The organism is Planktothrix pseudagardhii, from assembly GCF_904830925.1.
Lineage (GTDB): Bacteria > Cyanobacteriota > Cyanobacteriia > Cyanobacteriales > Microcoleaceae > Planktothrix > Planktothrix tepida.
In genome coordinates, this window is record NZ_LR882967.1 from 5943732 (window position 1) to 5970072 (window position 26341).

Genomic DNA, 26341 nt, shown 5'->3' on the forward strand with positions numbered 1-26341 from the left:
TCTAGCTATGATGCAGTTAATACCCTTTGATTTCACTCACCCCTAAACAATGCACGAATTATTAGTCATGATGACGGTGATTCAAGGTCATTATCAACCGTCTTTAGTGGTTCTCTCTTTTTTAATTGCGGTGATTGCCGCCTATACGGCGTTGGATATAACCGGATGGGTTACTCCAGAGTCACCCCTACAAAAGCGTCTCATCTGGGCCTGGGGAGGCTCACTGGCGATGGGCACAGGGATATGGTCAATGCACTTTATCGGGATGTTGGCGTTTCAACTTCCCCTCCCCGTGACCTACAGCCTCAAGATCACTATCCTATCCTGGGGGGTGGGCGTGTTCGCCTCTGGGCTGGCGTTGCTGTTATGGAATCGACCCAAACTCAGTCTCGGAGTTCTTTCCGGTGGGGTGGTCTTGGGATTAGCCATTGTGTCCATGCACTATGTTGGAATGGCTGGCATGATGATTCCAGGCACCGTGATAGAATACAATTTAGGGCGTGTTCTGATGTCTGTCGCCATCGCCATTTTTGCCTCAATTGCTGCTTTGGGGATGACGTTTTACTTAAGGCATTCGGGTACCTCTGGGTTTAATTGGATTAAGGGATGCAGTGCCGTGGTCATGGCCATTGCTATCAGTGGAATGCACTACACGGGAATGTGGGCGACTAACATTGTTGAACAGTCTTCTATTACGCTCAATTCTGAGGAAATTTCTGCCCATTCAGGGTTAGCATTGCAAATTGGAATCGTGACCTTAATGCTGTTGGTGGGAACTTTAGTCACGTCTTTGTTAGATCAACGCTATAGCACTCAATTACTATATCAAAATGCCCTGCAAGAAAGTGAAAAACGCTTTCGTTCTCTGATTCGAGAAATGCCGGTTGGCGTGTTATTGTTAACGCCCCAAGGAGAGATTATTTTAAGTAATCAATTTGCTCAAAATTTGTTATTTTCCATTGAACCCCAATTAGAGGGAAAAAATCTATTTTCATTGCCCGTGAAACTTCTCAATGAAGAGGGCAAACCCTTGGGGGAAAAAATGGATTTCATTCATCAAGCGATCGCCCAAGGTCAACCCATCCGCAACTTAATTCTTGGACTGGATCAACAACCCTATTCTACAACCATTCATTGGTTATTGTTGAATATTGATCCTCAGTTCAATGAAGACCAAAAATTAGAACGGATTGTTTGTACCTTTAATAATATCACAGAACGCAAAAACCTGGATCAAGAATTAGCAAAATCACGACAATTTTTAAATACGATTATTGAGAATATTCCTTTGGCTTTATATGTTAAAAATGTTGAAAGTGACTTTCAATTTGTTCTTTGGAATAAAGCCAGTGAAAAAATCTTTGGAGTTAGCCGCGATCAAATCTTAGGAAAAAACATTTATGATCTGTTACCTGAAAAACAAGCCCAGCATTTTCGTTCCCATATTTTAGAGGCTTTAACTCACCAAAAACCGATAGAAATTCCTGAAATTTTAATTCAGACTCCGGCTCAGGGTGACATTTTATTAAGAACTTTAAAAATCCCTATTATCAACCATCAAAAAACCACTCATATGCTGTGTATTTCTGAAGATATTACCAATCGCAAAAATACTGAAATTGCATTACAAGAAAGTTTAGAACGAGAACAAGCGTTAGCAAAAGCCATCCAACGGATGCGCCAAACCTTAGATATCAAAACCATTTTTTCCACCACCGCTTCAGAATTAAGACGAGTGATTAATTGTGATCGGGTTGTAGTGTATCGTTTTCGTCCTGACTGGAGTGGGGAATTCATTGCAGAATCCGTTAATGCGGGATGGATTTCTTTATTTGAAGAACAAAATTATCATCTCAAACTCCAAGAAAATGCTGTTGCGAATGAACGGTGTACTGTTAAATTATTTGAGAGTAAATCCAAGCCTAATTATTTATCCCCTGTCATCCAAGATACTTATCTTCAAACCACCCAAGGAGGATTGTATAGTCAGGGAGTCAATTACCGGGCTGTTCCAGATATTTATCAAGCTAATTTTGACGAATGTTACATTCAGTTATTAGAAAGTTTCCAAGCCAGAGCTTATATTATCGTACCCATTTTTTCTAACCATCAATTATGGGGATTACTCGCCACCTATCAAAACTCTAGTTCCCGTCAGTGGAAACAGGCAGAAATTAATATTGCAGTGCAAATTAGTAATCAATTAGGGGTGGCTTTACAACAAGCTGAATTATTAGAAAAAACCCAAAAACAATCTATTGAACTTCAAAAAGCAGTAGCTGCTGCTGATGCCGCTAATCAGGCAAAATCAGAATTTTTAGCGAATATGAGTCATGAGTTAAGAACTCCCTTAAATGCCATTTTAGGGTTTACTCAATTGATGAATGAAGATGCGATCTTATCCCCAAAGCATCATCAGTATCTGGAAATTATTAATCATGCTGGTGAACATTTATTAACGTTGATTAATGACATTTTAGAAATGTCTAAAATAGAAGCGGGAAGAACAACCCTTAATGAGCATCAGTTTGATTTAATTAATCTTTTAGAGGGGTTAAGAAAAATGTTGCAGATGAAAGCAGAATCTAAAGGGTTAGAATTAAAATTTCAATATGCACCTAACTTACCCCGTTATTTGCAAACGGATCAAGGAAAATTGCGACAAGTTTTATTAAATTTATTAAGCAATGCGATTAAATTTACAACCCAAGGTCAAGTTACATTAAGAGTGAGACGCGAATATCAAATCTTTAAGTCTGAATCTTCATCTTCTCCTAAATCAGAGGATGGGAATTCAGCCAATATTGACCTGGAAAATCTTTCGGTTAATTCTTCTTCTCAGGAAAAATCGGAGTTTATTTTATTTGAAGTTGAAGATACAGGATTAGGAATCTCTCCTGAAGAAATACAGTTACTATTTGAACCCTTTAAGCAAACAGAATCAGGACGGAATTCTAATCAAGGAACAGGATTGGGTTTAGCCATTAGTCGAAAATATATACAACTAATGGGAGGAGATATTCATGTCAGTAGTCAACTGGGAGTCGGAAGTTTATTTATGTTTGAAATTCCGACTCATTTTTTAGAGTCTTGTGAATTTTCCTGCAATGCTAATAAATCTAAGGTGATTTCCCTAGCACCGAACCAACCTGAATATCGAATTTTACTTGTAGATGATAATTTGGATAGCTGTTTATTATTAAGCGAATTATTATCAGAAATTGGGTTTAAAATTAAACAAGCTGGAAATGGTCAAGAAGCCATCAATTGTTGGGAAGCTTGGCAACCTCATTTAATTTTAATGGATGTGAGAATGCCCGTGATGGATGGGTTAACGGCATCAGCTTTAATCAAAGCAACATCTCTGGGAAAACAAACTAAAATCATTGCTTTAACAGCGAGTGTTTTTGAGGAAAATCAACAAGAAATTTTAACATCGGGTTGTGAGGATTTTATTGCTAAACCCTTCAAAGCCGATCATTTACTAGATAAAATTAATCAACATTTAGGTGTAAAATATTTGTATCAACAGGATGAATTGCTACTCGAAAAAGCTGTTCCCACAAATCCTCAAAGTTCAGCAGAAGATTTGGGTGATCTTCTGAACACAATGTCTCCAGAGTGGCAGAGTCATCTCTATTGTGCCGCTGCTCAAGGAAGCGATCTAAAAATATTAGATTTAATTGATCAAATTCCCCCTGAAAATCAAGCGTTAATTGAAAAATTGAAAGATTTAACTCAAAATTTTCAATTTCAAATTATTTTAAAATTTACCGAAGCATATAAATGATAAAACCCTGCATCAACCCGAAGAAGTCTTAATTCGTATTCAAACTCAATTACAACTTAAAGTTCTCCAGAAAAAACTACAAAATCAAAATGAAGCCTTGCAACTATTACTTAATATTTTACCCGCAACTATTGCGGAACGCTTAAAAACAGATACCAGTGCTATTGCTGAACAATTCGATGAAGTCACGATTTTATTTGCTGATATTGTTGGTTTTACTCCCTTATCTACTCGGGTTAAACCCAAGGAGCGATCGCTCATTTTCAAGCTAAATATCAGGAACCTTTACAAATGCGAATTGGCATCAATACAGGGTCATTGGTTGCTGGAGTTATTGGCGTTAAAAAGTTTATTTATGATTTGTGGGGAGATGCTGTAAATGTTGCTTATCGCATGGAATCATCAGGTTTACCGGGTAAAATTCAAGTCACAGAAAATACCTATGAACGGTTAAAACATCGCTATAATTTTGAAAAACGGGGACAAGTTGAAGTCAAAGGGAAAGGAGAAATGACAACTTATTGGTTAATAGATACATATCCCCATTAACACCTAATGTCTAACATCAAAAGGTATTTGGCTAAAGAAGATGTATAATATAACCTTATGAATACTGCCACCCACGACATTGTTGCCAAGCTCTGGAATCTCTGTAACGTCCTCAAGGACGGCGGGATATCCTTTCATCAATACATGATCGAGCTAACCTACTTACTGTTTCTCAAGATGGCTAAGGAAACGGGAACTGAAAGTCTGATTCCAGAGGGTTATCGCTGGGACGATTTGAAAACCAAGCCAGAATCTGAACAGCTTGAATTTTATAAGCAACTTCTGAATCACTTAGAGAAAGATGGTTCTGTCATTGTCAAAGCAATTTTTGCAGATGCTAAATCTTCTATCAATAGACCAAATACGCTTTCTACACTTGTTAATGAAATAGACAAGCTTGATTGGTACAATGCGCGACGGGAAAGTATAGGAGATGTATATGAAGGACTCCTTGAAAAAAATGCCAATGAATCAAAGGCTGGTGCAGGTCAGTATTTTACGCCACGTCCGTTAATTGACAGTATGGTTCATGTCATGCGTCCCACCTTAGAAGATATCATTCAAGACCCTGCTGCTGGTACGGGTGGATTTTTGATTGCTGCTGATAGATATATTCGAGAATATAGCGATCCCAATAGTTGGACTAAAAAGCAAAAAGAAAAATATCACACCAATACTTTCTACGGAATGGAACTTGTGTCAGACACACACCGTTTAGCATTAATGAATTTGATGCTGCATGGACTCGATTTTAATCCGCAAGGCACAGGTATTCGTTATGGCGATACACTTTCATCCGATGGAAAAAACTTACCGCCAGCAACTCTAATTCTTACAAATCCACCTTTTGGTAGCAAAAAAGGTGGGGGTTTACCTGACCGAAAAGATTTTGATTTTTCCACCAGCAACAAACAATTTTGCTTCTTACAACACATTTATCTAGGCTTAAAACCGGGTGGTCGCGCTGCGGCTGTATTTCCTGACAACGTGCTATTTGAGAGTAATGTGGGACGACAGATCCGAACTGACTTGATGGACAAATGCAATCTTCATACAATTCTGCGGTTGCCATCTGGTATTTTCTATGCTCAGGGTGTCAAAACCAATGTATTGTTTTTTACTCGTGGGAAGACAGAAAAGGGTAATACCAAAGAAGTTTGGGTGTATGACCTGCGTGCTAATACTCCCCAATTTGGTAAGCGAACATCCCTGATGCGTCAACATTTTGAGGAGTTTGAAACAGCCTTTGGTGATGATCCCTTCGGTAGTTCAGTTAGTTTAGCTAAACGCACTGATACTGGAGAGAAAGGACGCTTTAGAAAATTTTCCCGTGACTGGATTGCTGAACGAGGGGATAATCTAGATATCTCCTGGCTTAACAATGAAAGCGAAGATGATAACAATAATTTACCCGAACCTGCTATCTTAGCCCAAGAAGCAATAGGTGAATTGGAAGCTGCGATCGCCGAGTTGCAGGGAATTCTGCAAGAATTAGGTGAGGAAATTAACTTTTAGGTAGGTCTTCATATTATGCACAGCATCAAGTTAAAATCTCATATCGGTAGTGATGGTTTTTTGAAAGTTCGCTTGCCTGATGTACAGAATATGGATATCGAGGTGATCATTGTCTATCAAACTAGCCTACCTAAACCAATGGAAGCAACACCGCTTTCACAGTTTTACGGATGTATTCAGGACGACTCCTTTATTAGACATCCTCAAAACGAACAACCTGAACGCGAACCCCTGGAATGAAATATCTTCTTGATACAAATCTCTGTATTATTTATTTGAAAGGCAGAAATTTAAACTTAAAGCAGAAACTTGAGTCAGTTGCGATTCAGGAGATAGTGGTATGTTCAATTGTTAAGGCAGAACTCTGTTTTGGAGCAATGAAAAGTGCTAATCCCGAACGAAATTTTGCTCTACAGCAAGCTTTCTTGGAGCAGTTTGTCTCGCTCCCCTTTGATGATCTCGCCGCTACAACTTTTGGAGTGATCCGATCGCAGTTAGAAATTAAAGGAACACCGATTGGAGCTTATGATTTACAAATTGCTGCGATCGCCTTAGCAAATAATTTAACCCTGGTAACACACAATACACAAGAGTTCCGGCGTGTTGAGGGGTTGCAAGTTGAAGATTGGGAGGTTGAGCAGTGAGTGAATTGCCAAATGGATGGGCTAAAGTTGCACTTGAAGAGCTTGGCACTTGGGGCAGTGGAGGTACCCCAAAAAGAACAGATTCTCGATTTTACTCAGGTGGAACTATTCCGTGGCTTGTAATTGGTGATTTAACTGACGGGGTTGTAACTCATGCTCGAACTTATATTACTGAAGAGGGGCTTCTCAATAGTTCAGCCAAACTGCTACCCCCAAACACTTTGTTAATTGCTATGTATGGTTCTATCGGTAAACTTGGCATCACTGAAATTGAGTGTGCAACAAATCAAGCAATCGCATTTTGTATACCAGATCAAGAAATTATTGAACTACGTTATTTATTCCATGCGCTCAAATACTCTAGGGATAAATTAGTTATACAAGGACAAGGAGTTGCTCAAAAAAACATTAGCCAAACTATTCTGAAAGCACATCAGATTCCAGTAGCACCACGAAAAGAACAAAAGCGAATTGCCGATAAGCTCGATTCATTGCTTGCACGGATTGATGCGTGTCGCGATCGCTTGGAGCGTGTATCTTATATTCTCGAACGTTTTCGACAAGCTGTTATTACTGCTGCAATATCGGGAGAGTTAACAAAAGATTGGCGTATAACAAGTGATTTAACGGAATGGCAAAATGTAACATTGAGTGAAATATGCTTGTCAATTACTGATGGTGACCATCAAGCGCCACCTCAAGTAAAGGATGGCCTACCATTTATTACTATTGCAGCTATCAATGATAAACGCTTGAATCTAGATAAAGTAACCCGTTTTGTTCCACATTCATATTTTGAGGAACTGAAAGACTCGCGAAAACCAGAAGTTGGGGACATATTGTTTTCTGTAACAGGTTCAATTGCGATCCCCGCCCTGGTAAACACGAGCGAAAAGTTTACTTTTCAGCGTCATATTGCCATATTAAAGCCAGATTCATCTCGTATACTCAGTAAGTTTCTTTTCTATTCACTGTGTACAGAGGACATAAAGAGGCAAGCTATAGCTGTGGCAACAGGAACAGCCCAAAAAACAATTCCACTATCAGGGCTAAGAGAATTTATGATTGTTCTGCCACCAATAGATGAGCAACAAGAAGTTATTCACCGTCTTAACAAATTTTTTACCTATGCAAACCACATTGAAGTTCGTTACCAAAACGCTTGTAAGCAAGTTGAACAAATAACGTCTGCTTTGTTATCTAAAGCATTTCGCGGCGAGTTAGTACCACAAGATCCCAGTGAAGAACCAGCAACAGTTTTGCTAGAACACATTCAAGCAAAACGAGCCGAGCAAGCTGCTCAACCCAAGAGAACTTTTAAGAGTAAGCCAACTATGAAGATTACTAAAGTATCAGTTAAAGAGGTAATTGATCAATGGCCACAAGACACTTTCTCATTTGATGAATTGTATGAAAAAATTTCTGGTAATTATGATTTGCTCAAAGATATCCTATTTTCCTTGCTGAGTGAACCTGAACCAATTATCTCGCAAATCTTTGACCGAAAAGCAAAATCAATTCGCTTTGTTCGAGGAAACCAATGAAACTTTTACGAGTTCATATCATTTCTGCTAAAACCTGTGGTGGTCTGCTTGATGGTCTTGATGTAAGACTGCGAAGCCAATTTAATGACGACTATTCTTCCTTTGACCCTCTATGTCTTATTGGGCCGAATGGAGCCGGGAAATCTCAGTTTTTGCAAGTCATAGCAGAGATATTTCAGTCCGTGTTTCATGTTTGTATCAGTAAAGAAGAACGAGGTGAAAGTAATCCCGATCTGCAATTCGAGATTGAATACTTTATTTATCCAGAAGAGGATGAAATCCCTGTTCGCATCCGTATATCAAGGCAACGAAGTAGTGGAAGTAGAAAACCTCCATCGCTTCTAATTCAGAGAAGAGATGAAGACGAATATGATTGGATAGATTGCGATCCAAAAGCTCCTGAAACTCATGCCTTCCTACCTTCCAAGATCGTTGGCTATACATCAGGCGATAATGAAACGCTCAGTCTACCCTTCCTTGTGAGCCGCAGTGGATATGCAGATGAGGTAGCACGCGAAGCCTTAAACGTAGCAACCCAAAATAAACCGATTCCTGATACTCGTTTAATGCTGATTGACTATGAAACACATCTTGAAGTTCTCGTAGCAAATCTTCTACTCGGTGATGTTTCACAACGAGAGGCATTGTTAAAAGAAGCAAGATTGCAAGACTTGCACTCCTTTCGTTGTATTATCCAACTTGCTCATTCTGCCGCTCCAAAAGCTCAGGCAAATATTAAACAGCAAACTGGACGCAAGGGCATACAACTGACTGAGGAACTTGAGATTTATATTGATCAGCTTCAGCAATGTGCTACCTGCTATACATACGATGACAAGACAGAAACTTATATATTTGATTATTGGATTAACCAAGAAACGAGAACTGCATTCAGTTCATTCTGGAGAAATGCGCTTGATCTTTATTCATCATTTCACAAACTTGCAATGTTGAATGATTTGGCACTCCCAAAAGGTGTGCGTGATCGATTTAAAAGGGATAAAAAAACCAGAAGATTTGCATCGCGCCTCCCTGAACCGCCAGATGAGGATAAAGTTTTTCGATTTGAACGAGTTATGTTTCGTAAGCAAAAGACTAATGAAGAAATAGATGATCAGGAAGTAGATTATGTATCCCTTTCCGATGGAGAACACCAAATGGGTCAGCTTCTTGGCACATTTTGTATGTTGTCATCTCCTAATATACTGTTTCTACTGGATGAACCTGAATCACATTTCAATCCACAATGGCGGGTAAAATTCATCTCCCGTATACTTGATTTGCATACAAAAGATGGCAATCGCAGAGAAACCTCTAAAGCAGCTAGACAAGACTGCTTATTAACAACACACGCACCCTTCATCCCTTCTGATATGCAAAGAGACAAAGTTTTCATCTTTAGCAAGGACGAAGAACAGAAAATCCAAATTAGAAATCCCGATGTTGAAACATTTGGTGCTACATTCGACACAATTATTGAAGAATGCTTTGATATTTCTCCACCAATCTCACAAATTTCTCGTGATAAGATTAAAAAACTGATGAATAGTGAGAATCCTGACGAAATTAAAGCAGGAATTAAAAGTCTGGGAAATTCTGTACAGAAGGCATTTCTTGCAGATCGTCTTCGACAAGTAACAAATAAGGACGGAGTTTAGGATGCTTTTTGGTTATCCAATTGAGGCGATAGAACAAAATTGGTTGCACGAGTGCTTAGGTGAAATTCTGCAATTAATTCATACTTACATAGAAACAGGAAAACCACTACCAGACTGGCCAGAGATAGTTCCAGAACGATATAGAAAGAGATTAAAAAGCCGTAAAGGGCTTCAGAAGCGTTTGAATGCTTACCATAAAGTAATCGTAAAACTTACTCCTAAACAGCAATCTCGAGTTTTGCAGACATTCAAGGATCAGAATGACATTCCTCACCTGCTATCCTGCCAAGGTGAGTGTGAGACTATTAATGATCTGCCAACTGCTATTCAGAAGCCAGTAAAAGATCTTTTTGAATTTGCATTTTCACTTCTTACGGATTTAGAAATTCGTGATGAACAGTATAGAATAATTTATGATAAGATTTCTGGTCAGACCTGTCCTTTCTGTGGATGTGAAGATTTTGATGCACCAGGTGCAGTCCGTGAAGCATTAGATCACTACCTATTAAAAAATAAGTATCCTTTTGCGGCTGCAAATTTACGCAACCTTGTTCCAATGGGAAATAAATGTAATTCGGGTTATAAGCGTGATCAAGATATTCTTATGACAGATAATCGCACAAGGCGCAAGTCATTTGATCCTTATAATCATCAAACAGTTACGATTTCTTTGAATAACAGTCAGCCTTTTGGTGGAACAACTGGAAAGACTGGAGAACCACTACCCAAATGGGAAATTGATTTTAGCTTGAATGCTGAAGAAGTGACTACTTGGGATGATGTATTCCACATTCGAGAACGATATAAAAGAGATGTCCTAGATCCCAAATTTCAATCCTATCTGGGAGAATTTGGATCTTATTGTAGATCTCGTCAACCTGTACCTACTTCTACAGAAGAATTGCTCAGGGAACTTAAAAACTATATAAGTTTTCAAGAGAGTAATGAATTTAAAGATAGGGCCTTTTTGAAAGCTGCTGTATTTAGAATGTTAGATGTCCACTGTCAAAAAGGTGATCAACGGCTCATTAAATTAATTATAAATGTTGTAAATGGTGTAAACCTTAGCTAAATTTGAGCTTATTCCTCTTTTATGACTAAGGGGAATTGGAACGAAGCTGTACGAAAATACTACCCTGTAAGCCTTAATAATGTTGAGCTTGAACAGATAGAAAATCTAACTTAAGCTCAACATTATTAGGATTTTATTCAATTTTTTGGAGATATGCCCCCAAAGCTGAATTGTTAAAATCCTCAATCACCAATGCCACCCCTAAATCTGTTAAAATTTTAGGTTCATGGGTGGAAGCAACCCCAATGGTTTCAATTCCCGCAGCAATTGCAGAACGAATTCCAGATGGAGAATCTTCAAAGGCGATCGCTTCTTCTGCTAGAATATTTAATTGATTTAAACAATATTGATAAGGAGCCGGATCGGGTTTTCCGATTCCAATTTCATCGGATAAAATAACTTGATCAAAATAATCGGATAGATTCAGCATTTTCAGCATAAAATCTGTATTTTCACGGGGCGCATTCGTTACTAAACCTGTTTTAAAAGATTGTTTTTTAACCCAATACAAAAAATCGTTTAATCCCTCTAAGGGTTCTAAATTAACAGCTAATTCTCTAAATTTTGATTCTTTTAAATTAGCTAATTTTAATCCTTCTTTTGCGGAAAAATGAGGAAATATATCCTTGACTATTTCAGCGTTTGTTTTGCCACTAATATGAGTTTTATAAAAGCTTGAATCAATTGTAATTTGATAAGTTGCTAAAACATTTGCCCAGGTTTGATAGTGAAAGGGGTCAGTATTAGTAAGAGTTCCATCTAAATCAAATAAAATTGCTTTAAGCATAATTAAATAGGGTATAGAAACCGGGATTTTAACCTAACTAATAAATTATACAGATAATTAGAGATAAAAACCCGATTTCTGTTTTTGAGGTTACTTTTGAATCGTGCCATCCGGCATAATTGCCCCTTGAAAATTAGCTCCTTTTGTATTAGCTCCCGTTAAGTCTGCTGAATTCAAATCAGCCTCTTTAAAATTAGCATCATTGAGTTTAGCATTATTGAGTTTAGCACCTCGAATAAATGCCCCTGTAAGATTAGCTTGACTCAAATTAGCATTGGTTAAATTAGCTTGAGTTAAAGCAGTTCCACTTAAATCAGCACCCGTTAAATTAGCTCCTGTAAAATCTACACTATCTAACAACGCCCCTTTGAGATTAACTCCTTTCAAATCTGCTTGACTGAAGTTAGAATTATTAAGTTTAGCTCCTTCTAAATTCTGCCCTTGTAAGCTTTTACCTTTAAAATCACATCCAAAACATTCTTGATCTTGACTTAACTGTACTTGAGCCACTGGTTTTTGACAACCAGAAACCGTTAAAATTAGGATAGCTAAACTGATGAATGCCAAGGATTGATATCCATTTATCAACCGTAGAGATCTAAATTTTGAAATTGAAAACATTGATAAAAAAGTAGAATTTAATTTTTGCATTTGCTGAGATCTGATTCTAAACATTTTCAGACTTAATTTCCCCAATATCGTCGCCAATGAAATAAATTCTCAATCCAATCAAATAATACTGTATTTTGACGACGACGTTGATTAATCCAGGCGATCGCACTTTGATGATAAACTTCGGAAAACGTCGGTAAAATAGCAGGACATTCTGCTAACGTTTTCAAGTTTACCCCTTGACGAATTGCTAAAGCAAGGGTATGAATTAACTCACTCGCTTGAGAACCCACCACCGTAGCCCCCAATAGTTTACCATTAGACAAGCCAACGAGTTTACAAAATCCCGTTGTTTCTCCCCAAATTTGAGCTTGAGTGATCTGTTTGAGTGATTGTCGTTCAACAATAACCTGAGTTCCATACCGATTTTTTGCTTGGGTTTCTGTGAACCCAACTCTGGCAAATTGCGGGTGGGAAAAAATAGCCCAAGGAATGCTTTGATAATTGACCGTAAACCTGGGCCAGTATAAGGCATTTTTGAGGGCAATTTGAGCTTCATATTGGGCGATATGTTCAAAGGAATACCCTCCTAAAATCTCTCCACAACCATAAATTCTAGGATTTGTGGTTTGTAATTTTTCATTAACCCATAAATGATTGTTTTTAAATTTAACGTTAATCAAGCTAAAATTCCAGGGTTCTAAATCTATTTTAGACCCACAAGCTAGGAGAATTTCATCAACTTCTAGGGCGGTATTTCCCGCTTGAATCCATTTTTTATCCTCAATTTTTTTAACTTGAATGACTGGAGTTTGAGTTAAAATTTTTACCCCTTCCGCTTCTAATTTTCCTTGAATTAACTGTACCGCTTCTGGCTCTTCTTGAGCTAAAATTTGCGTTCCTTCCACTACTAGAATTACCTCCACTCCTAAACGAGTGAACACCTGAGCCAACTCAACCCCTGCGGGATCGCCACCAATAATTGCTAATCGTTGGGCAACCGTTTCCGACAAATTCGGCTGTTTTTGTAAAAACAAATCGAGGGTATTGGGGGTTATAAATCCTGTGGATAATAACCCTTCAATAGCAGGGATTTTCGGTTGGGGTGCTAAGGCTAATAAATAATTTCGCGATCGCAAAACTCGGTTATTAACGCTAAATCTCAAACGCGGAGACTCAATAAATTCTCCTTCACCCACAATCACATCAATTCCCCCAGTGGCTAACCGTTGTGGGGAATAAATTTCTGTCTGGTTAGCTCTGACTAAATCTAACCACCGTTTTATTGTTTTGCCCTTAAAATTAATCTCAGAATCCGCTTTCTTGCTGAGGAAAACTTGATGTTGACTTTGGATAGAAGCTGCAATCGGAAATAACCCTTGATATTCTGGTGTTAAAGTGAGTTCTTTCGGCTCAACTAAAGCGACCCGCGCCTGCATTTGAGACGCTAATAAAGCAGCATAGCGTCCCGTTAAACTTCCTCCTAAAATCACCAAATCATAATCTAACATAGTCAGCTAATGAGCATTTAAACGGCATTTTAGAATCCAATAAAACCCTTTTCCTTGTTCTCCATTCCCGTAATCTAATCAGTTTTTGGCAATCATAAATTGAGAGGACAATAATTCCAAAGCCGCTTGATATTGTTGATCTGATGCAGTTGCGACTTGACTGCGAAGCAGTAAAGATTCTGCTGGAATAACCCGATCCGGCATAATCCCCAACTTATTAATATCTGTATGATTGGGTGTTTCATACTTGGCAACCGTAACCGCTAATCCTGACCCATCGGATAAATCAAATAGAGATTGAATTAACCCTTTTCCAAAGGTTTTTTCTCCTACTAAAACAGCCCGATGATTATCGTGTAAAGCTCCGGCTAAAATTTCACTGGCACTCGCCGTTCCTGGGTTGACTAAAACCACTAAAGGAGCGTGGGTTAAGGCTGAACCTACCGCTTCAAAACTCCCTAGAACCCCCTGACGATTTACGGTATAAACAATCGTGCCTTCATCTAACCAAAGACGAGCAATTTCTATCCCCGATTGTAATAATCCCCCTGGATTATTTCTTAAGTCTAAAATATAAGCTTTTGCTCCTTTTTTTTCTAAAGCTTGAATGGCATGGGCGACTTCTTCCGTTGCATTAGCACTAAATTGACTTAAACGAATATAACCTAGAGGCGTTTCTCCCAAATCTGACCGTAATTCTGCGGTGACGGGGTTAAGAGCAATGCGATCGCGAATTAAAACCAAATCTTCTGCAACGGTGTTACCATCCCGCAATACCGTTAATGTCACCCGGCTACCGATTGGCCCTCGCATCCGAGCCGCAGATTCATCTAAGGTTAAATTAGCAGTGGGCAACCCATCAATTTTCAAAATGCGATCACGGGGTTGAATTCCTGCTTGTTCAGCCGGAGAACCTTCTAACGGAGCAATTACTGTTAAACCCCCTGTTTCTGAATCTAAGGCAATTTGTAGCCCCACTCCCATGAGTTCCCCAGAGGTATTAACTTGTAGACTGCGATATTGATCCGGTCGTAACAGACGAGTAAAGGGGTCATCCAGGGTAGCTAACATTTTCTCAATGGCTTGATAGGTCTCCTCCCGGTTTTTGAAGGGTTGTCGCATCCATTTCTCGCGGATAGACCACCAATTTTGATGGTTGAAGCTCTCATCAATATAAGCGCGATTAATAATTCGCCAACTTTCGCTAAAAATCTTTTGGTCTTCAGTCAACGCCGAAACCGGAGTGACCCAAGTGATCCAGACTAAGGTAATTTGCAGAATAATGAGAGAGGCTATCTGAAAAACTCGCTTGTACATGGTGGTGATTCAATCGCTATTTTAATATTCGGGTTCGAGATCAACCCCTGGGGAACCTTGACCACTTGATTTTAAACCAAGACCGTTAGGGACTCTCAGCATCAAATGTTGATTCCCGACTTTCGTGAAAATTGAGTTAAAGTTATGTTACATTTTTGATCGGAGGGGAGAACACACCGGGCTTTTAGCCTAAGCTGTCAATCGGATGAAAACCGAACCCCCTGTTCCTCTGGGTGATGGTTGATTGTAAGCCAAATTTCTCAGAGTCAGGAATCCCCCGATAATCGGCGGAGGATATCAATCCTAGAGACTTAAACGCATCTCTATCATGCCATTGCGTTTCGGACTTTGCTTGAGTTCGTCAAGGCTTGTGAACTGATCAGTGGCAACACCATCGGGATAAAGCAAGTACAGGACAGATGATCAAATATTTTGCTGATTATCGTAGGTTCCTGAAAGCAAAACAATAGCTAACAGAATTTGATCGTGCTGCAAGCCCACCCCTTCAGGGGTTGGGATAGGCATTGTGGCTAAAGCCACTTTCAAATATCTTATCTGTTAAGCTCAAAATAAGGTACGGCGGGACTCGTCGAAACCAGGGGAGCAACCCTAAACGCTTGAGGAGCTTATTGAAAGATAAGGATAGCAGACCGCTTTTATAGCAAAAGGATTGCGCCCAAGAACCCTATTTGTAGGGATATTTGAAGTGAAATCTTTAAAGAATCTCACCTTCTTTAGGGGTGGGAGTGTCAAAGCAATTCATTGTTAGGAATTCTAGCTTCATGTTTTCTAAGGGAATAAAAGACTCTCAGACCTTTAAGTGGTTTGATGAACGGCTGGAAATCCAAGCCCTTGAGGATGACATTACAAGTAAGTATGTCCCCCCTCATGTCAACATCTTCTATTGCTTGGGTGGAATTACTTTAGTTTGCTTTTTAATCCAGTTTGCCACTGGATTCGCGATGACGTTCTATTACAAACCGACCGTCACCGAAGCTTTCAACTCCGTTCAGTACATTATGACGGATGTAAGCTTTGGTTGGTTAATTCGGTCTATCCATCGCTGGTCTGCCAGCATGATGGTGTTAATGATGATCCTGCACGTTTTCCGCGTGTATCTGACCGGGGGTTTCAAAAAGCCCCGTGAATTAACTTGGATCACGGGTGTGGTTTTAGCCGTGATCACCGTTTCCTTTGGGGTAACGGGTTATTCTCTGCCTTGGGATCAAGTGGGTTATTGGGCTGTGAAAATTGTATCTGGGGTTCCTGAAGCCATTCCCGTTGTCGGTTCTACCATTGTGGAACTGATGCGCGGCGGTACTGCCGTAGGTCAAAGCACCCTCAGCCGTTTCTACAGCTTACATACCTTTGTGCTGCCTTGGCTGATTGCCGTTTTTATGTTAGCCCACTTCCTGATGATTCGGAAGCAAGGCATTTCTGGCCCCCTGTAAATACAAGGCTTAGGGCTGAGGTTTTTCAGCTACTCCTTTGATTTTTAATCCAAAATCTAAAATCCAAAATCTCAAGTTTCGGGTTTGGGAGTAGCCCTTGCTACACTGAATTTAGAGCGTTGCAGCAACAATGAAAAACCAGCAACGATTTGCTAGATTCCTCAAAAAAGGAGCGCACTTTTAATCATGTCCATCTTAAAAAAGCCGGATCTTAGTGATCCTGTTCTTCGTGCTAAATTGGCTAAAGGCATGGGTCACAACTACTATGGTGAACCTGCTTGGCCCAATGACTTGTTATATACGTTCCCGGTGGTGATTCTGGGGTCTTTCGGTTTAATCGTTGCCCTGTCTGTTCTTGACCCGGCAATGGTGGGAGAACCCTCTAATCCCTTCGCTACGCCGTTAGAAATTCTGCCGGAATGGTATCTCTGGCCGACTTTCCAAATTTTACGGGTGGTTCCCAATAAACTCTTAGGAATCATGTTAATGTCTTCGATTCCTGTGGGCTTAATTGCTGTTCCTTTCATTGAAAGTGTTAACAAATTCCAAAACCCCTTCCGTCGTCCTGTCGCAAGTGCGGTTTTCTTATTTGGAACGTTAGTAACGCTGTGGTTAGGAATTGGCGCCGCCCTTCCCATCGACAAGTCTTTAACGTTAGGTTTCTAAACCGACGGATTTTCCCATTATTTCAAAATCTTTACGGATACCTGTGAGTTTACTAGGATAGCGTGCTAGGCTAAATCTTGGGGACTATCACAGGTATCGTTTTTTGTAAACAGATAAACAGGGGTTGCTATAACTTATTGATCCAGGGTGTTACGCCCAGAGCGTACAAAACCGTTGATTTGGAACCAGATTAGCTTGCAATTTTGGATTTTGTGCCTAAAAAAAATATTATTTTTGAAACCCAGCTATGCTATTACAGAAACACCCCAAACTAGGACAAACTCATTCTCGTTTAACTTGGTGCTTTTTAGCCGTTTTTTCTTGTGAAGGTGGAATTCAATCCTATGTTAAAGATATCTTAACGGCTTATCAAGATTTTTATCAACTTTATGAACCTTCAAAACAGCCTATTAATCCAGAGAGTTATGTTTTAATTTTACGCGATTCTCCTGAATCTTTTAACCCTTTAGAAACCCCATCAAGTTTGTTTAAATTTCAATATTTTAAATCCCAATTTCCCACCTGGGGACGCTTGCAATTAGCAAAAGCTTTACTCCTAGATTTACTCCAAGAACGGCCTGAGCGCGTGTTATGTGGCCATATTAATTTATCCCACTTGGTACAAACCATCTGCCAACCGTTAGGAATTCCCTACACCGTCTTAACCTATGGCAAAGAAGTGTGGGAACCTTTACCGCAGAAGTATCAAAACGCACTCCAAAACGCTGATCAAATTTGGACAATTAGCCGCTATAGTCGAGATCAAGCGTGTCTTGCCAATCACCTCAATCCTAAGCAGTTTGAAATGTTACCTTGTATGGTCAATGGGGAACACTTTACTCCCGGCCCCAAACCGCAGCACTTGATTGAACGGTATGGGTTACAAGATGCACGGGTGTTAATGACCGTTGCCCGACTGTGGAAAGGTGATCCCTATAAAGGAGTCGATGTCACTATTCGCGCCTTATCCCAAATTGCTCAAGTGTTTCCCGATGTTAAATATTTAGTCATTGGTCGAGGGGATGACCAACCCAGACTCCAACAGTTAGCTCAAGATTTAGGGGTTAGCGATCGCGTTGTATTTGCGGGGTTTGTTCCCACGGAAGAATTAGTCGATCATTATCGGGTCTGTGATGGTTATGTGATGCCGTCTCAAGAAGGGTTTGGAATTGTTTATTTAGAGGCTATGGCTTGTGAAAAACCCGTTATTGCTGGGGATAGCGATGGTTCGGCTGATCCGTTACAGGACGGTAAATTAGGCTGGCAAGTGCCTCATCGGGATGTAGATGCCGTTGCTCAAGCTTGCATTGAACTGCTCAAGGGTGAAGATCAACGCTGCAATGGGCCTTGGTTACGTCAGCAAAGTTTAGCTAGTTTTGGCAAACCCGCGTTTCAAAACCGAGTCCAACAGTTGCTCCAACAAAAAGTAGTATTATTATAGAATTGGTGCGAAACGTTCCTGTCAAAGTCTAGGGATAAACCCCAAACGTAAGCAGGGAGATAGGTGTAGACAATTGATAGAAGGGCATTCAAACCCAACAATAAATCCAATCAAAACCTGTCTTAACTTTGGAAATGTGACCCTAAAGGAAGGTCAATCTCGGAGTCAATGGTGCGGCTTTCCGAACAATAAAGTACGGTAGCCCATTCCAAAGAGATACGGCAATTCCCACAGTGTCAGACTGATTATCAAAACACTGAAGCTGGGAGTAAAGGGGAATCGGATATAAGTCAAATACCTAAGTAATTTCTCTAGCCAATTGCCCAAGAATAACGAAAGTGAACATCCGACTTGAACCGTCGTTATAATAAAGTAGCGAAATTGACTTGATTACGCTGCGTTCAAAAGAACAAAGGGAAAAGATGGAAGTTTCAACGATACTTCTATAAAAGGTAAGTATTTCAGTTCAACACTTACTAAGACTCCCAAAAGTACCTCGGCGGATAGGATGATTCTAAAGGCAATAAACCCATTTCCAAGGAACGTTAAAACCCCTCGTATACTCCTACAGAGGTCGAATACTGTTAGGTAGCTACAAATCTAAAGCGTATGTTATGAGGGCGAGAGATGGATTCTGAAGCTAATGCTTAAACGTAATGTTTAAGATATGCCCATGGAGTCCGGTTTAGTTGTTAGGTAAGGTTTTAATTAGCAGTTAAAACGGTGAAAACGAGTATAACCAAGACTACGACTGCATGGAATACTATCAATTGGGCGAAAGTTCAACGGGTAGTATTTAAGCTGCAAAAGAGAATTTACCAGGCATCATTATCGGGACAAAATGCAAAAGCTCGGAAGCTCCAAAAACTTCTAGTCAAGTCATATTACGCCAAACTCTTAGCAATTAGAAGGGTAACTCAAGATAATCAAGGCAAGAAGACATCCGGGATAGATGGGGTTAAATCCATCACACCCAAACAACGATTAGAACTTGCCCAAAACTTGAATAAATACCAAAAGGCAAAACCACTCCGAAGGAAATGGATACCCAAACCCAACGGTGAGGAAAGACCTCTAGGAATTCCAACTATAAACGACAGAGTAAGGCAAGCCTTGGTGAAATCTGCATTAGAGCCACAATGGGAAGCCAGATTTGAGGGTGAAAGCTACGGGTTTAGACCCGGACGCTCTGCCCATGACGCAATGTCACGAGTCTTCCATAGCATCAAACAAGGGGAATATTACATCCTAGATGCTGACATCTCAAAATGCTTCGACCAGATTAATCATGATTACCTACTGTCCAAAATTGATTGTCCATCAATAATAAAAGCCCAAATCAGACAATGGTTGAAAGCTGGAGTAATGGACAACGGCATATTTGAGGCAACCGAGGCAGGTACACCACAAGGAGGTGTTATCAGTCCTCTACTCGCTAACATCGCACTGGATGGAATGATTAGACTAATTGAACATAAATTTCCAAAAAAGAAATACCGTGTTCAAGCCCTAGTCATTAGATATGCCGATGATTTCATCGTGGTAAGTCCACAATTAGAAATTATTCAACAGTGCATGATTGAAATCGAAGAATGGTTAAAACCTATCGGATTAGAACTGAAACCAGCCAAAACCCGAATTTGCCACACATTAAGAGAAATCGAAATAAACGGCGAAAAGGTAAAACCAGGATTCGACTTTCTAGGCTGGAACTTCCGGCAATATCCAGTTGGTAAACACCATTCTAGTAAAACCGGAAGTCAAAAACCCAAATTATTAGGTTTTAAAACCTTAATCAAACCTAGTAAGAAATCAATCAAAGCTCACTCGGATAAGGTGAAGGAAGTAATTAAAACCCACAAAACTGCACCCCAACACGCATTAATCAAAAACCTAAACCCAGTCATAAGAGGATGGTGTAACTACCATTCCAAAGTTGTTTCCAAAGAAACATTCTCCTCATTAGACTATGTTACATGGCAAAGATTAAGAGCATGGACAGTCAGCCGATGCGGTAAAGCAAGTTACAAAAAACTGAAAAACTACTTCAGAAAAAACGAGAATAGGGCATGGAGTTTTGAAACCAAAGACGGGTATAAACTACTAACCCATGCAGAAATACCTATCACCCGCCATGTAACTGTAAGACCTGACGCATCACCTTATGATGGAAACTGGACTTACTGGAGTACAAGAAAAGGAACATCTTTTGATGTACCTAAAAGAGTAGCAACTTTGCTCAAAAAGCAAAAAGGTAAATGTAACTTCTGTGGACAATATTTTACCCCAGAAGATGTTGTAGAAATCGACCATATTCATCCTACATCTTTAGGCGGGAAAAACGAATATAAGAACCTGCAACTATTACATCGCCATTGTCACGATATCAAAACGGCAACTGATGGGTCTTACAACTCAATCATAAACCAGATGTTCTGATGATAACAGTCAACTAGACTAGGAGCCGTGTGCGGTGAAAGTCGCAAGCACGGTTCTGAATGGGAGGTGAGGGTTGTAAAGCCCTCATCGACCCCTAATAAAGATGATGTCAACATTAACCTTTTAAGATTTCCATCAGATGTATTCTGGCTTGAATAATTAAGGAGATAGCTGTGAACCAAGAGCGGTTCAGAACTCTACAAATCAAATTTTCAGGTTTGAGTAACTGGCTCATGACATTAGCTGTAATTGGCATTCTGATCTCCATTGGTCTAGGCTGGTTAGTCAAGGGTGTTCTAATTTTAATTGCCGTGATTGTCATTACTCCTATTTTGTTGATCTGGGGTGTCCAGTGGTGGTTAAAACGTAATCTCATTCAAGGTCAATGTCCCGTTTGTAGCCATGAATTTCCCGCTTTGAATGCCACCCAATGTCAATGTCCAAACTGTGGAGAACTGCTAAAAGTTGAGGAGGGACATTTTAGTCGGTTAACACCCCCAGGAACTATTGATGTGAAAGCGGTTGATGTTTCCGTTCAACAGCTAGAAGAGTAAATTAAATTCATTGAAGACAACAGAGGAGAATAAATTTATGGCTGAAGAGAGAACCACTATTTTAGTCACCGGAGGAGCGGGTTATATTGGTTCCCATGCTGTTCTAGCGCTGCAACGTTCGGGTTATGATGTCATTATTCTCGATAATTTAGTTTATGGACATCAAGATTTAGTAGAAACGGTCTTAAAAACTGAATTAATTATTGGGGATACTAATGATCGTCCGTTGCTGGATGACTTATTTTCCAGCCGAAAAATTGATGCGGTTATGCACTTTTCGGCTTATGCTTATGTCGGGGAATCAGTCACCCACCCAGATAAATATTATCGCAATAATGTGATTGGAACGTTAACGCTATTAGAAGCGATGAAAGAGGCTGGAATTAATAAATTTGTGTTTTCTTCCACCTGCGCCACCTATGGGGTTCCTGATGTTGTTCCAATTCCTGAAGACCATCCCCAAAATCCGATTAATCCCTATGGAGCGACTAAATTAATGGTAGAACGGATTTTAGCAGATTTTGATGTCGCTTATGATTTCAAATCTGTGCGATTCCGTTATTTTAATGCGGCTGGAGCAGATCCAGACGGATTATTAGGAGAAGATCATAATCCTGAAACCCATTTAATTCCTTTAACGTTATTAGTGGCATTAGGAAAACGAGATTCTATTTCTATTTTTGGAACAGATTATCCCACACCGGATGGAACTTGTATTCGGGATTATATTCATGTCTCTGATTTAGCAACCGCCCATATTTTAGGGTTAGAATATTTATTAGAAGGGGGAAAAACAAATGTGTTTAATTTAGGGAATGGAAATGGATTTTCTGTTAAAGAGGTGATTGAAACTGCGAGAAAAGTTACTGGAAAAGAAATTAAAGCGGTTGAATGCGATCGCCGTCCTGGAGATCCACCCAGTTTAGTTGGAAGTGGAGAAAAAGCTCGCAAAATATTAGGGTGGAATCCTCAATATCCTGATCTTGAAAATATGATAAGCCACGCTTGGAATTGGCATCAAAAACGACACAGTTAATCTTGTATAGCGCTACTGTAGAGACGCGCCAAAAGCCTACGGCATGGCTCCGCCCAGGCACGTCTCTACTTTTAATTTAGGTTTTAAACTGTTTTATAAACTTTTGATCAATATAATCTTTCCATCGCCATAATAACGAATTCGGCCCTATATTAAACCATCCCTTAGAGGCGATCGCTTTTCGATCTCCTGTACCAATTAAAATTAAAAATTCCTGTTGAGGGATAAAGGGTTTGAGGGGTTTTTCTTGTAAACTTCGTTTTAAATTTTCTAATAAGGGTTGACCTTGACGAACTGCAAAAACTCCGGCTTTGGGTCGGGGATAATTAACCATTGTGGCGATATCTCCGGCGGCGAAAACTTGGGGATGGGAAATAGATTGTAAGTTATCATTGACTCGAATAAATCCTTGTTCATTGGTTGCTAGATCGGTTTGTTTTAACCAAGGGGATGCTGATGCTTGTGTTACCCAAAAAATGCGATCGCAGTCTAAGGTTAATCCTGATTTACAGCTAATTTTTTTAATAGAATTTTCAGTTGCTTCAACTTGATCAACGGTTTGATTTAAGTGTAAATTAATCTGAAGCTTTTTCAGCAAAGTTTCTACTTTTTGACTTAAGGACGGGTGACGTTCAGATAATAAGCGTTCACCTTGATGTATCAGATGTAATTCTAACTGATTTAAAGGTTGATTGGCTTGTTGATAAATTTGCGTGAGATGACGATGAATATTAAACGCTAATTCTACTCCTCCCGCACCTCCCCCAATAATGGCTAACCGGATTTTTTGTTCAGGATTTTGCTGAATTTCATCAACTAACTGCTGCCAATATTGCAAAAATTTGGAGATGGGTTTAACAGCAATAGTATGTTCTATTGCGCCGGGAATGGTTAAGGTTGCGGGGGTACTTCCAATATCAATAGATACAAGATCAAAGGGAATAGGAGAATGATTTTCACAAATCACTAGATTTTTTTCTAAATCTAAATTAATGGCTTGATCAATATAAAGTTTGGCTTGAGCAAATTCAGCTAAGGATGGTAAATCAATATGACATTGCTCAAAGGTATAAAACCCGGCAATATAACCGGGTAACATTCCTGAATAAGGAGTTTTAACAACATTGGTAATTAAGGTTAATTCAACTTCTGATAAAGGATTAATCCCCCATTTTTTCAGGGCGATCGCATGGCTATGTCCTCCACCAATTAAGACTAATTTTTTCATCTTTTAAATTATTTCCTGCTCTAATTTAGAAAGGGAAGGAACAGCCGATAATAAAGTTTGGGTATAGGGATGTTGAGGATTAGTAAAGATGTCTTCTGTTGCCCCTAATTCAACAATTTTACCTCCATTCATCACCGCAATGCGATCGCATAAAAACCTCGCTACCCACAAATCATGGGTAATAAATAAATAGGTTAAATTAAACTCTTGTTTTAATTCTAACATTAATTCTAAAACTTGAGCTTGAACACTGGCATCTAACATACTGACAGGTTCATCACAAATTAATAATTTTGGATGAGTCATTAAGGCTCTCGCGATCGCAACTCGTTGTTGTTGTCCACCGGATAATTCCCCTGGATAGCGTTGATAATATTCCTCAGTAGGTGTTAATCCTACCCGATCTAACATGGTTAAAACTTGTGTTTTTGCCTCCTCTGGTGTTGCTAATTGATGAATTAAAAGCGGGTCAGCAATACTTTCACCAACGGTCATCATGGGATTTAAACAAGCATGGGGATCTTGAAACACCATTTGCATTTGACGGCGATATTTTCGTACCTGTTCACGGGATAATTGAGTTAAATCAGTGCCTAAAAATTCAACACTGCCGTTAGTGGCGCGAATCAGTTGTAAAATCGTTCGGGAGAGGGTACTTTTTCCACAACCCGACTCTCCGACTAAACCTAATATTTCCCCTGGATATAATTCTAAATTGATTCCATCAACAGCTTTAATTACGGATTTCTTTTGCTTGGAAAACAATTGTTGTAAAAAGCTTGATTCTAGGGTATAATATTGTTGTACATTTTTCAGGGATAATAAAGGTTGAGAAGAGGAACCAGGCGTTTCCAAAGTCGGATTTGCTTCTTTATTTTCAATATCCTGTAAATGTAACGCCGATTTTAATAAAGATTGGGTGTAGGGATGTTGGGGAGATTGAAAAACCGTTTGAGATGCTCCCATTTCTACCATTTTTCCTTGGTACATGACGGCGATTTTATGGCAATATTCTCCAACCATTGCTAAATCATGGGAAATTAATAAAATAGCGGTTCCCCGTTGTTCACACAGTCGAGTTAATTCCTTTAAAATTTGAGCCGAAACGGTAACATCTAAACTGGTGGTCGGTTCATCCGCAACGATTAATTTGGGATCTAATAATAAAGCTAAAGCGATCGCTACCCGTTGACGCATTCCGCCACTAAATTCATGGGGATATTGTGACCAACGATTTGCAGGAATTTTCACCGCTTCTAATATTTCTAAAGCTTGATTTTTAGCTTGAGAATTGAATAATTGCGGACGATGGGCTTTTAACGTTTCTAAACAATGATCACCAATGGTCATCAACGGGTCAAGGCGAGTCATGGGATCTTGAAAAACTAAAGCCACAGCTTCCCCGCGAAACTGACGCAACCGTTTTGCATCCATATCAAACACGGGTTGTCCTTCAAATCTCACTTGTCCTTCAATTTGGCTGGTGGTGGGTAACAACCGCATCACCGCCCGCCCAATGGTGGATTTCCCACAACCGGACTCTCCCACAAGTCCTAGACGTTCTCCCGGTTGTAGGGAAAAGGAGACATCATTCACAGCCCAACTTTGCGGCGTTCGGGAGTGGGGATAAGCAACCCTCAAATGTTCAACATCAAACAAACTTGGCATAAGGTTACTGGGGATAGTGTTGGCCGGTGGTGGTTGAGAGTTCACTCACAAGGGACAACGGACAACCATTGTCTTGTATAATTAATATGGGGAACCCTGCACTTATATCATCAATTTTGACAATGATACAACAGCTTAAAACAAGATTAAATTGGGGAAACTTATTACCGGGATTCATGATTTCCCTATTTTTAACGGTTATCGTTGGATTTTGGACAACTCCAGCTTTAGCAACAGGGGTTTATCAAGTTCCGGCGTTATCCTCGCCTAGTGATACTTGGGTTGTGGAAATGGATGACGTTCTCAGCCGGAGTACGGAAGGACGTTTAAATAATACCTTATCGGACTTAGCAAAAAAAACAGGCTATGAAGTTCGATTTTTAACGGTTCATCGTTTAGATTATGGAGAAACTATTGATAGTTTTGCTGAACAAGTGTTTAAAAAATGGTTTCCAACGCCAGAAACGGCTGCAAATCAAACCTTGTTAGTTTTGGATACAATCAACAATAATAGTGCAATTAAAACCGGAGAAAAAACCCAATCCTTATTAACGAATGAAATTGCTGAAAGCGTCGCCCAAGACACCTTAAAATATCCCCTTCGTAAAGGAGATAAATATAATGAAGCGTTTATTGCAGCCAGCGATCGTATTGCGACTGTATTATCAGGAGAACCTGATCCAGGTGCACCCATAGAAGAAGATAATATTAACGTTGACAGTACCTTTAAATCCGCCGAAGAAACCAACGATACCAGTGCTACAATTATTGTTGTGGTTCTGTTAATCGTAGCAACGGTTGTTCCCATGGCAACCTATTATTATTTCCAAGGAAATCGCAGCTAATAATTCAGTTATCA

20 protein-coding genes and 1 pseudogene are annotated in these 26341 nt (G+C 39.6%); 15 read left to right on the plus strand and 6 right to left on the minus strand.

The window, feature by feature from the left end:
• Positions 1–49: 49 nt before the first annotated feature.
• The 8 genes and pseudogenes from NMK36_RS25740 to NMK36_RS25775 all read left to right on the plus strand — a co-directional run bounded on the left by NMK36_RS25740 (position 50) and on the right by NMK36_RS25775 (position 10772).
• Complete coding sequence (locus NMK36_RS25740; RefSeq protein ID WP_254174955.1) at positions 50–3790, plus strand: MHYT domain-containing protein; 3741 nt, start codon at positions 50–52, stop codon at positions 3788–3790.
• 85 nt (positions 3791–3875) lie between these two features.
• Positions 3876–4339, plus strand: a pseudogene (locus NMK36_RS25745) (adenylate/guanylate cyclase domain-containing protein); the annotation flags it as partial.
• 57 nt (positions 4340–4396) lie between these two features.
• A complete protein-coding gene (locus NMK36_RS25750) occupies positions 4397–5854 on the plus strand; it encodes an N-6 DNA methylase (RefSeq protein ID WP_072717863.1) in 1458 nt (485 codons plus the stop codon).
• Positions 5855–5869: 15 nt separating this feature from the next.
• The gene (locus tag NMK36_RS25755) at positions 5870–6094 is read left to right on the plus strand and encodes a hypothetical protein (protein WP_072717862.1); all 225 of its coding nucleotides are present in this window, start codon (positions 5870–5872) and stop codon (positions 6092–6094) included.
• Positions 6091–6498 (plus strand): type II toxin-antitoxin system tRNA(fMet)-specific endonuclease VapC, encoded by a 408-nt coding sequence (gene vapC, locus NMK36_RS25760; protein WP_254174956.1) that lies wholly within the window; start codon positions 6091–6093, stop codon positions 6496–6498. Before NMK36_RS25755 ends, vapC begins: the two co-directional genes overlap by 4 nt.
• Positions 6495–8042: a restriction endonuclease subunit S gene (locus NMK36_RS25765; protein ID WP_254174957.1), complete on the plus strand. Its 1548-nt coding sequence runs from the start codon at positions 6495–6497 to the stop codon at positions 8040–8042. The genes vapC and NMK36_RS25765 overlap by 4 nt, the downstream gene beginning before the upstream one ends.
• Positions 8039–9700, plus strand: coding sequence for a restriction system-associated AAA family ATPase (locus NMK36_RS25770; protein WP_254174958.1), 1662 nt, complete (start codon positions 8039–8041; stop codon positions 9698–9700). Before NMK36_RS25765 ends, NMK36_RS25770 begins: the two co-directional genes overlap by 4 nt.
• Position 9701: 1 nt before the next feature.
• Positions 9702–10772, plus strand: coding sequence for a hypothetical protein (locus NMK36_RS25775; RefSeq protein ID WP_254174959.1), 1071 nt, complete (start codon positions 9702–9704; stop codon positions 10770–10772).
• Positions 10773–10905: 133 nt separating this feature from the next.
• Here the strand turns inward: NMK36_RS25775 and NMK36_RS25780 are convergent, their stop codons facing one another.
• The 4 genes from NMK36_RS25780 to ctpA form a co-directional block, all read right to left on the minus strand.
• Positions 10906–11559 (minus strand): HAD family hydrolase, encoded by a 654-nt coding sequence (locus NMK36_RS25780; protein ID WP_254174960.1) that lies wholly within the window; start codon positions 11557–11559, stop codon positions 10906–10908.
• 90 nt (positions 11560–11649) lie between these two features.
• A complete protein-coding gene (locus NMK36_RS25785; protein ID WP_245824182.1) occupies positions 11650–12126 on the minus strand; it encodes a pentapeptide repeat-containing protein in 477 nt (158 codons plus the stop codon).
• 116 nt (positions 12127–12242) lie between these two features.
• On the minus strand, positions 12243–13682 hold the full coding sequence (locus NMK36_RS25790) for a dihydrolipoyl dehydrogenase family protein (protein ID WP_254174961.1): 1440 nt from the start codon (positions 13680–13682) through the stop codon (positions 12243–12245).
• Positions 13683–13760: 78 nt separating this feature from the next.
• Entirely contained in the window at positions 13761–14999 is a 1239-nt protein-coding gene (gene ctpA / locus NMK36_RS25795; RefSeq protein ID WP_254174962.1) for a carboxyl-terminal processing protease CtpA, read from the minus strand.
• A 782-nt stretch (positions 15000–15781) separates the two neighbouring features.
• Between ctpA and petB the strand changes: the two genes are divergently transcribed.
• The 6 genes from petB to galE all read left to right on the plus strand — a co-directional run bounded on the left by petB (position 15782) and on the right by galE (position 22586).
• Positions 15782–16450 carry a cytochrome b6 gene (gene petB / locus NMK36_RS25800; RefSeq protein ID WP_072717854.1) on the plus strand — a complete coding sequence of 223 codons (669 nt, stop codon included), beginning with the start codon at positions 15782–15784 and terminating at the stop codon, positions 16448–16450.
• A gap of 186 nt (positions 16451–16636) precedes the next feature.
• Positions 16637–17116, plus strand: a complete 480-nt coding sequence (gene petD / locus NMK36_RS25805; RefSeq protein WP_072717853.1) for a cytochrome b6-f complex subunit IV — start codon at positions 16637–16639, stop codon at positions 17114–17116.
• A gap of 247 nt (positions 17117–17363) precedes the next feature.
• Positions 17364–18557, plus strand: a complete 1194-nt coding sequence (locus NMK36_RS25810; RefSeq protein WP_254174963.1) for a glycosyltransferase — start codon at positions 17364–17366, stop codon at positions 18555–18557.
• A 723-nt stretch (positions 18558–19280) separates the two neighbouring features.
• Entirely contained in the window at positions 19281–20996 is a 1716-nt protein-coding gene (gene ltrA, locus NMK36_RS25815; protein ID WP_367997175.1) for a group II intron reverse transcriptase/maturase, read from the plus strand.
• A 173-nt stretch (positions 20997–21169) separates the two neighbouring features.
• Complete coding sequence (locus NMK36_RS25820) at positions 21170–21550, plus strand: hypothetical protein (protein WP_072717851.1); 381 nt, start codon at positions 21170–21172, stop codon at positions 21548–21550.
• A gap of 37 nt (positions 21551–21587) precedes the next feature.
• Positions 21588–22586 carry a UDP-glucose 4-epimerase GalE gene (gene galE, locus NMK36_RS25825; RefSeq protein ID WP_072717850.1) on the plus strand — a complete coding sequence of 333 codons (999 nt, stop codon included), beginning with the start codon at positions 21588–21590 and terminating at the stop codon, positions 22584–22586.
• 76 nt (positions 22587–22662) lie between these two features.
• Here the strand turns inward: galE and NMK36_RS25830 are convergent, their stop codons facing one another.
• Both NMK36_RS25830 and NMK36_RS25835 read right to left on the minus strand, forming a co-directional pair.
• Positions 22663–23814 (minus strand): FAD-dependent oxidoreductase, encoded by a 1152-nt coding sequence (locus NMK36_RS25830; RefSeq protein WP_072717849.1) that lies wholly within the window; start codon positions 23812–23814, stop codon positions 22663–22665.
• A gap of 3 nt (positions 23815–23817) precedes the next feature.
• Positions 23818–25482, minus strand: a complete 1665-nt coding sequence (locus NMK36_RS25835) for an ABC transporter ATP-binding protein (RefSeq protein WP_254174964.1) — start codon at positions 25480–25482, stop codon at positions 23818–23820.
• A 122-nt stretch (positions 25483–25604) separates the two neighbouring features.
• Here NMK36_RS25835 and psb32 point away from each other — a divergent pair, with 122 nt between their 5' ends.
• Positions 25605–26327 carry a photosystem II repair protein Psb32 gene (gene psb32, locus NMK36_RS25840; RefSeq protein ID WP_072717847.1) on the plus strand — a complete coding sequence of 241 codons (723 nt, stop codon included), beginning with the start codon at positions 25605–25607 and terminating at the stop codon, positions 26325–26327.
• Positions 26328–26341: the final 14 nt, after the last annotated feature.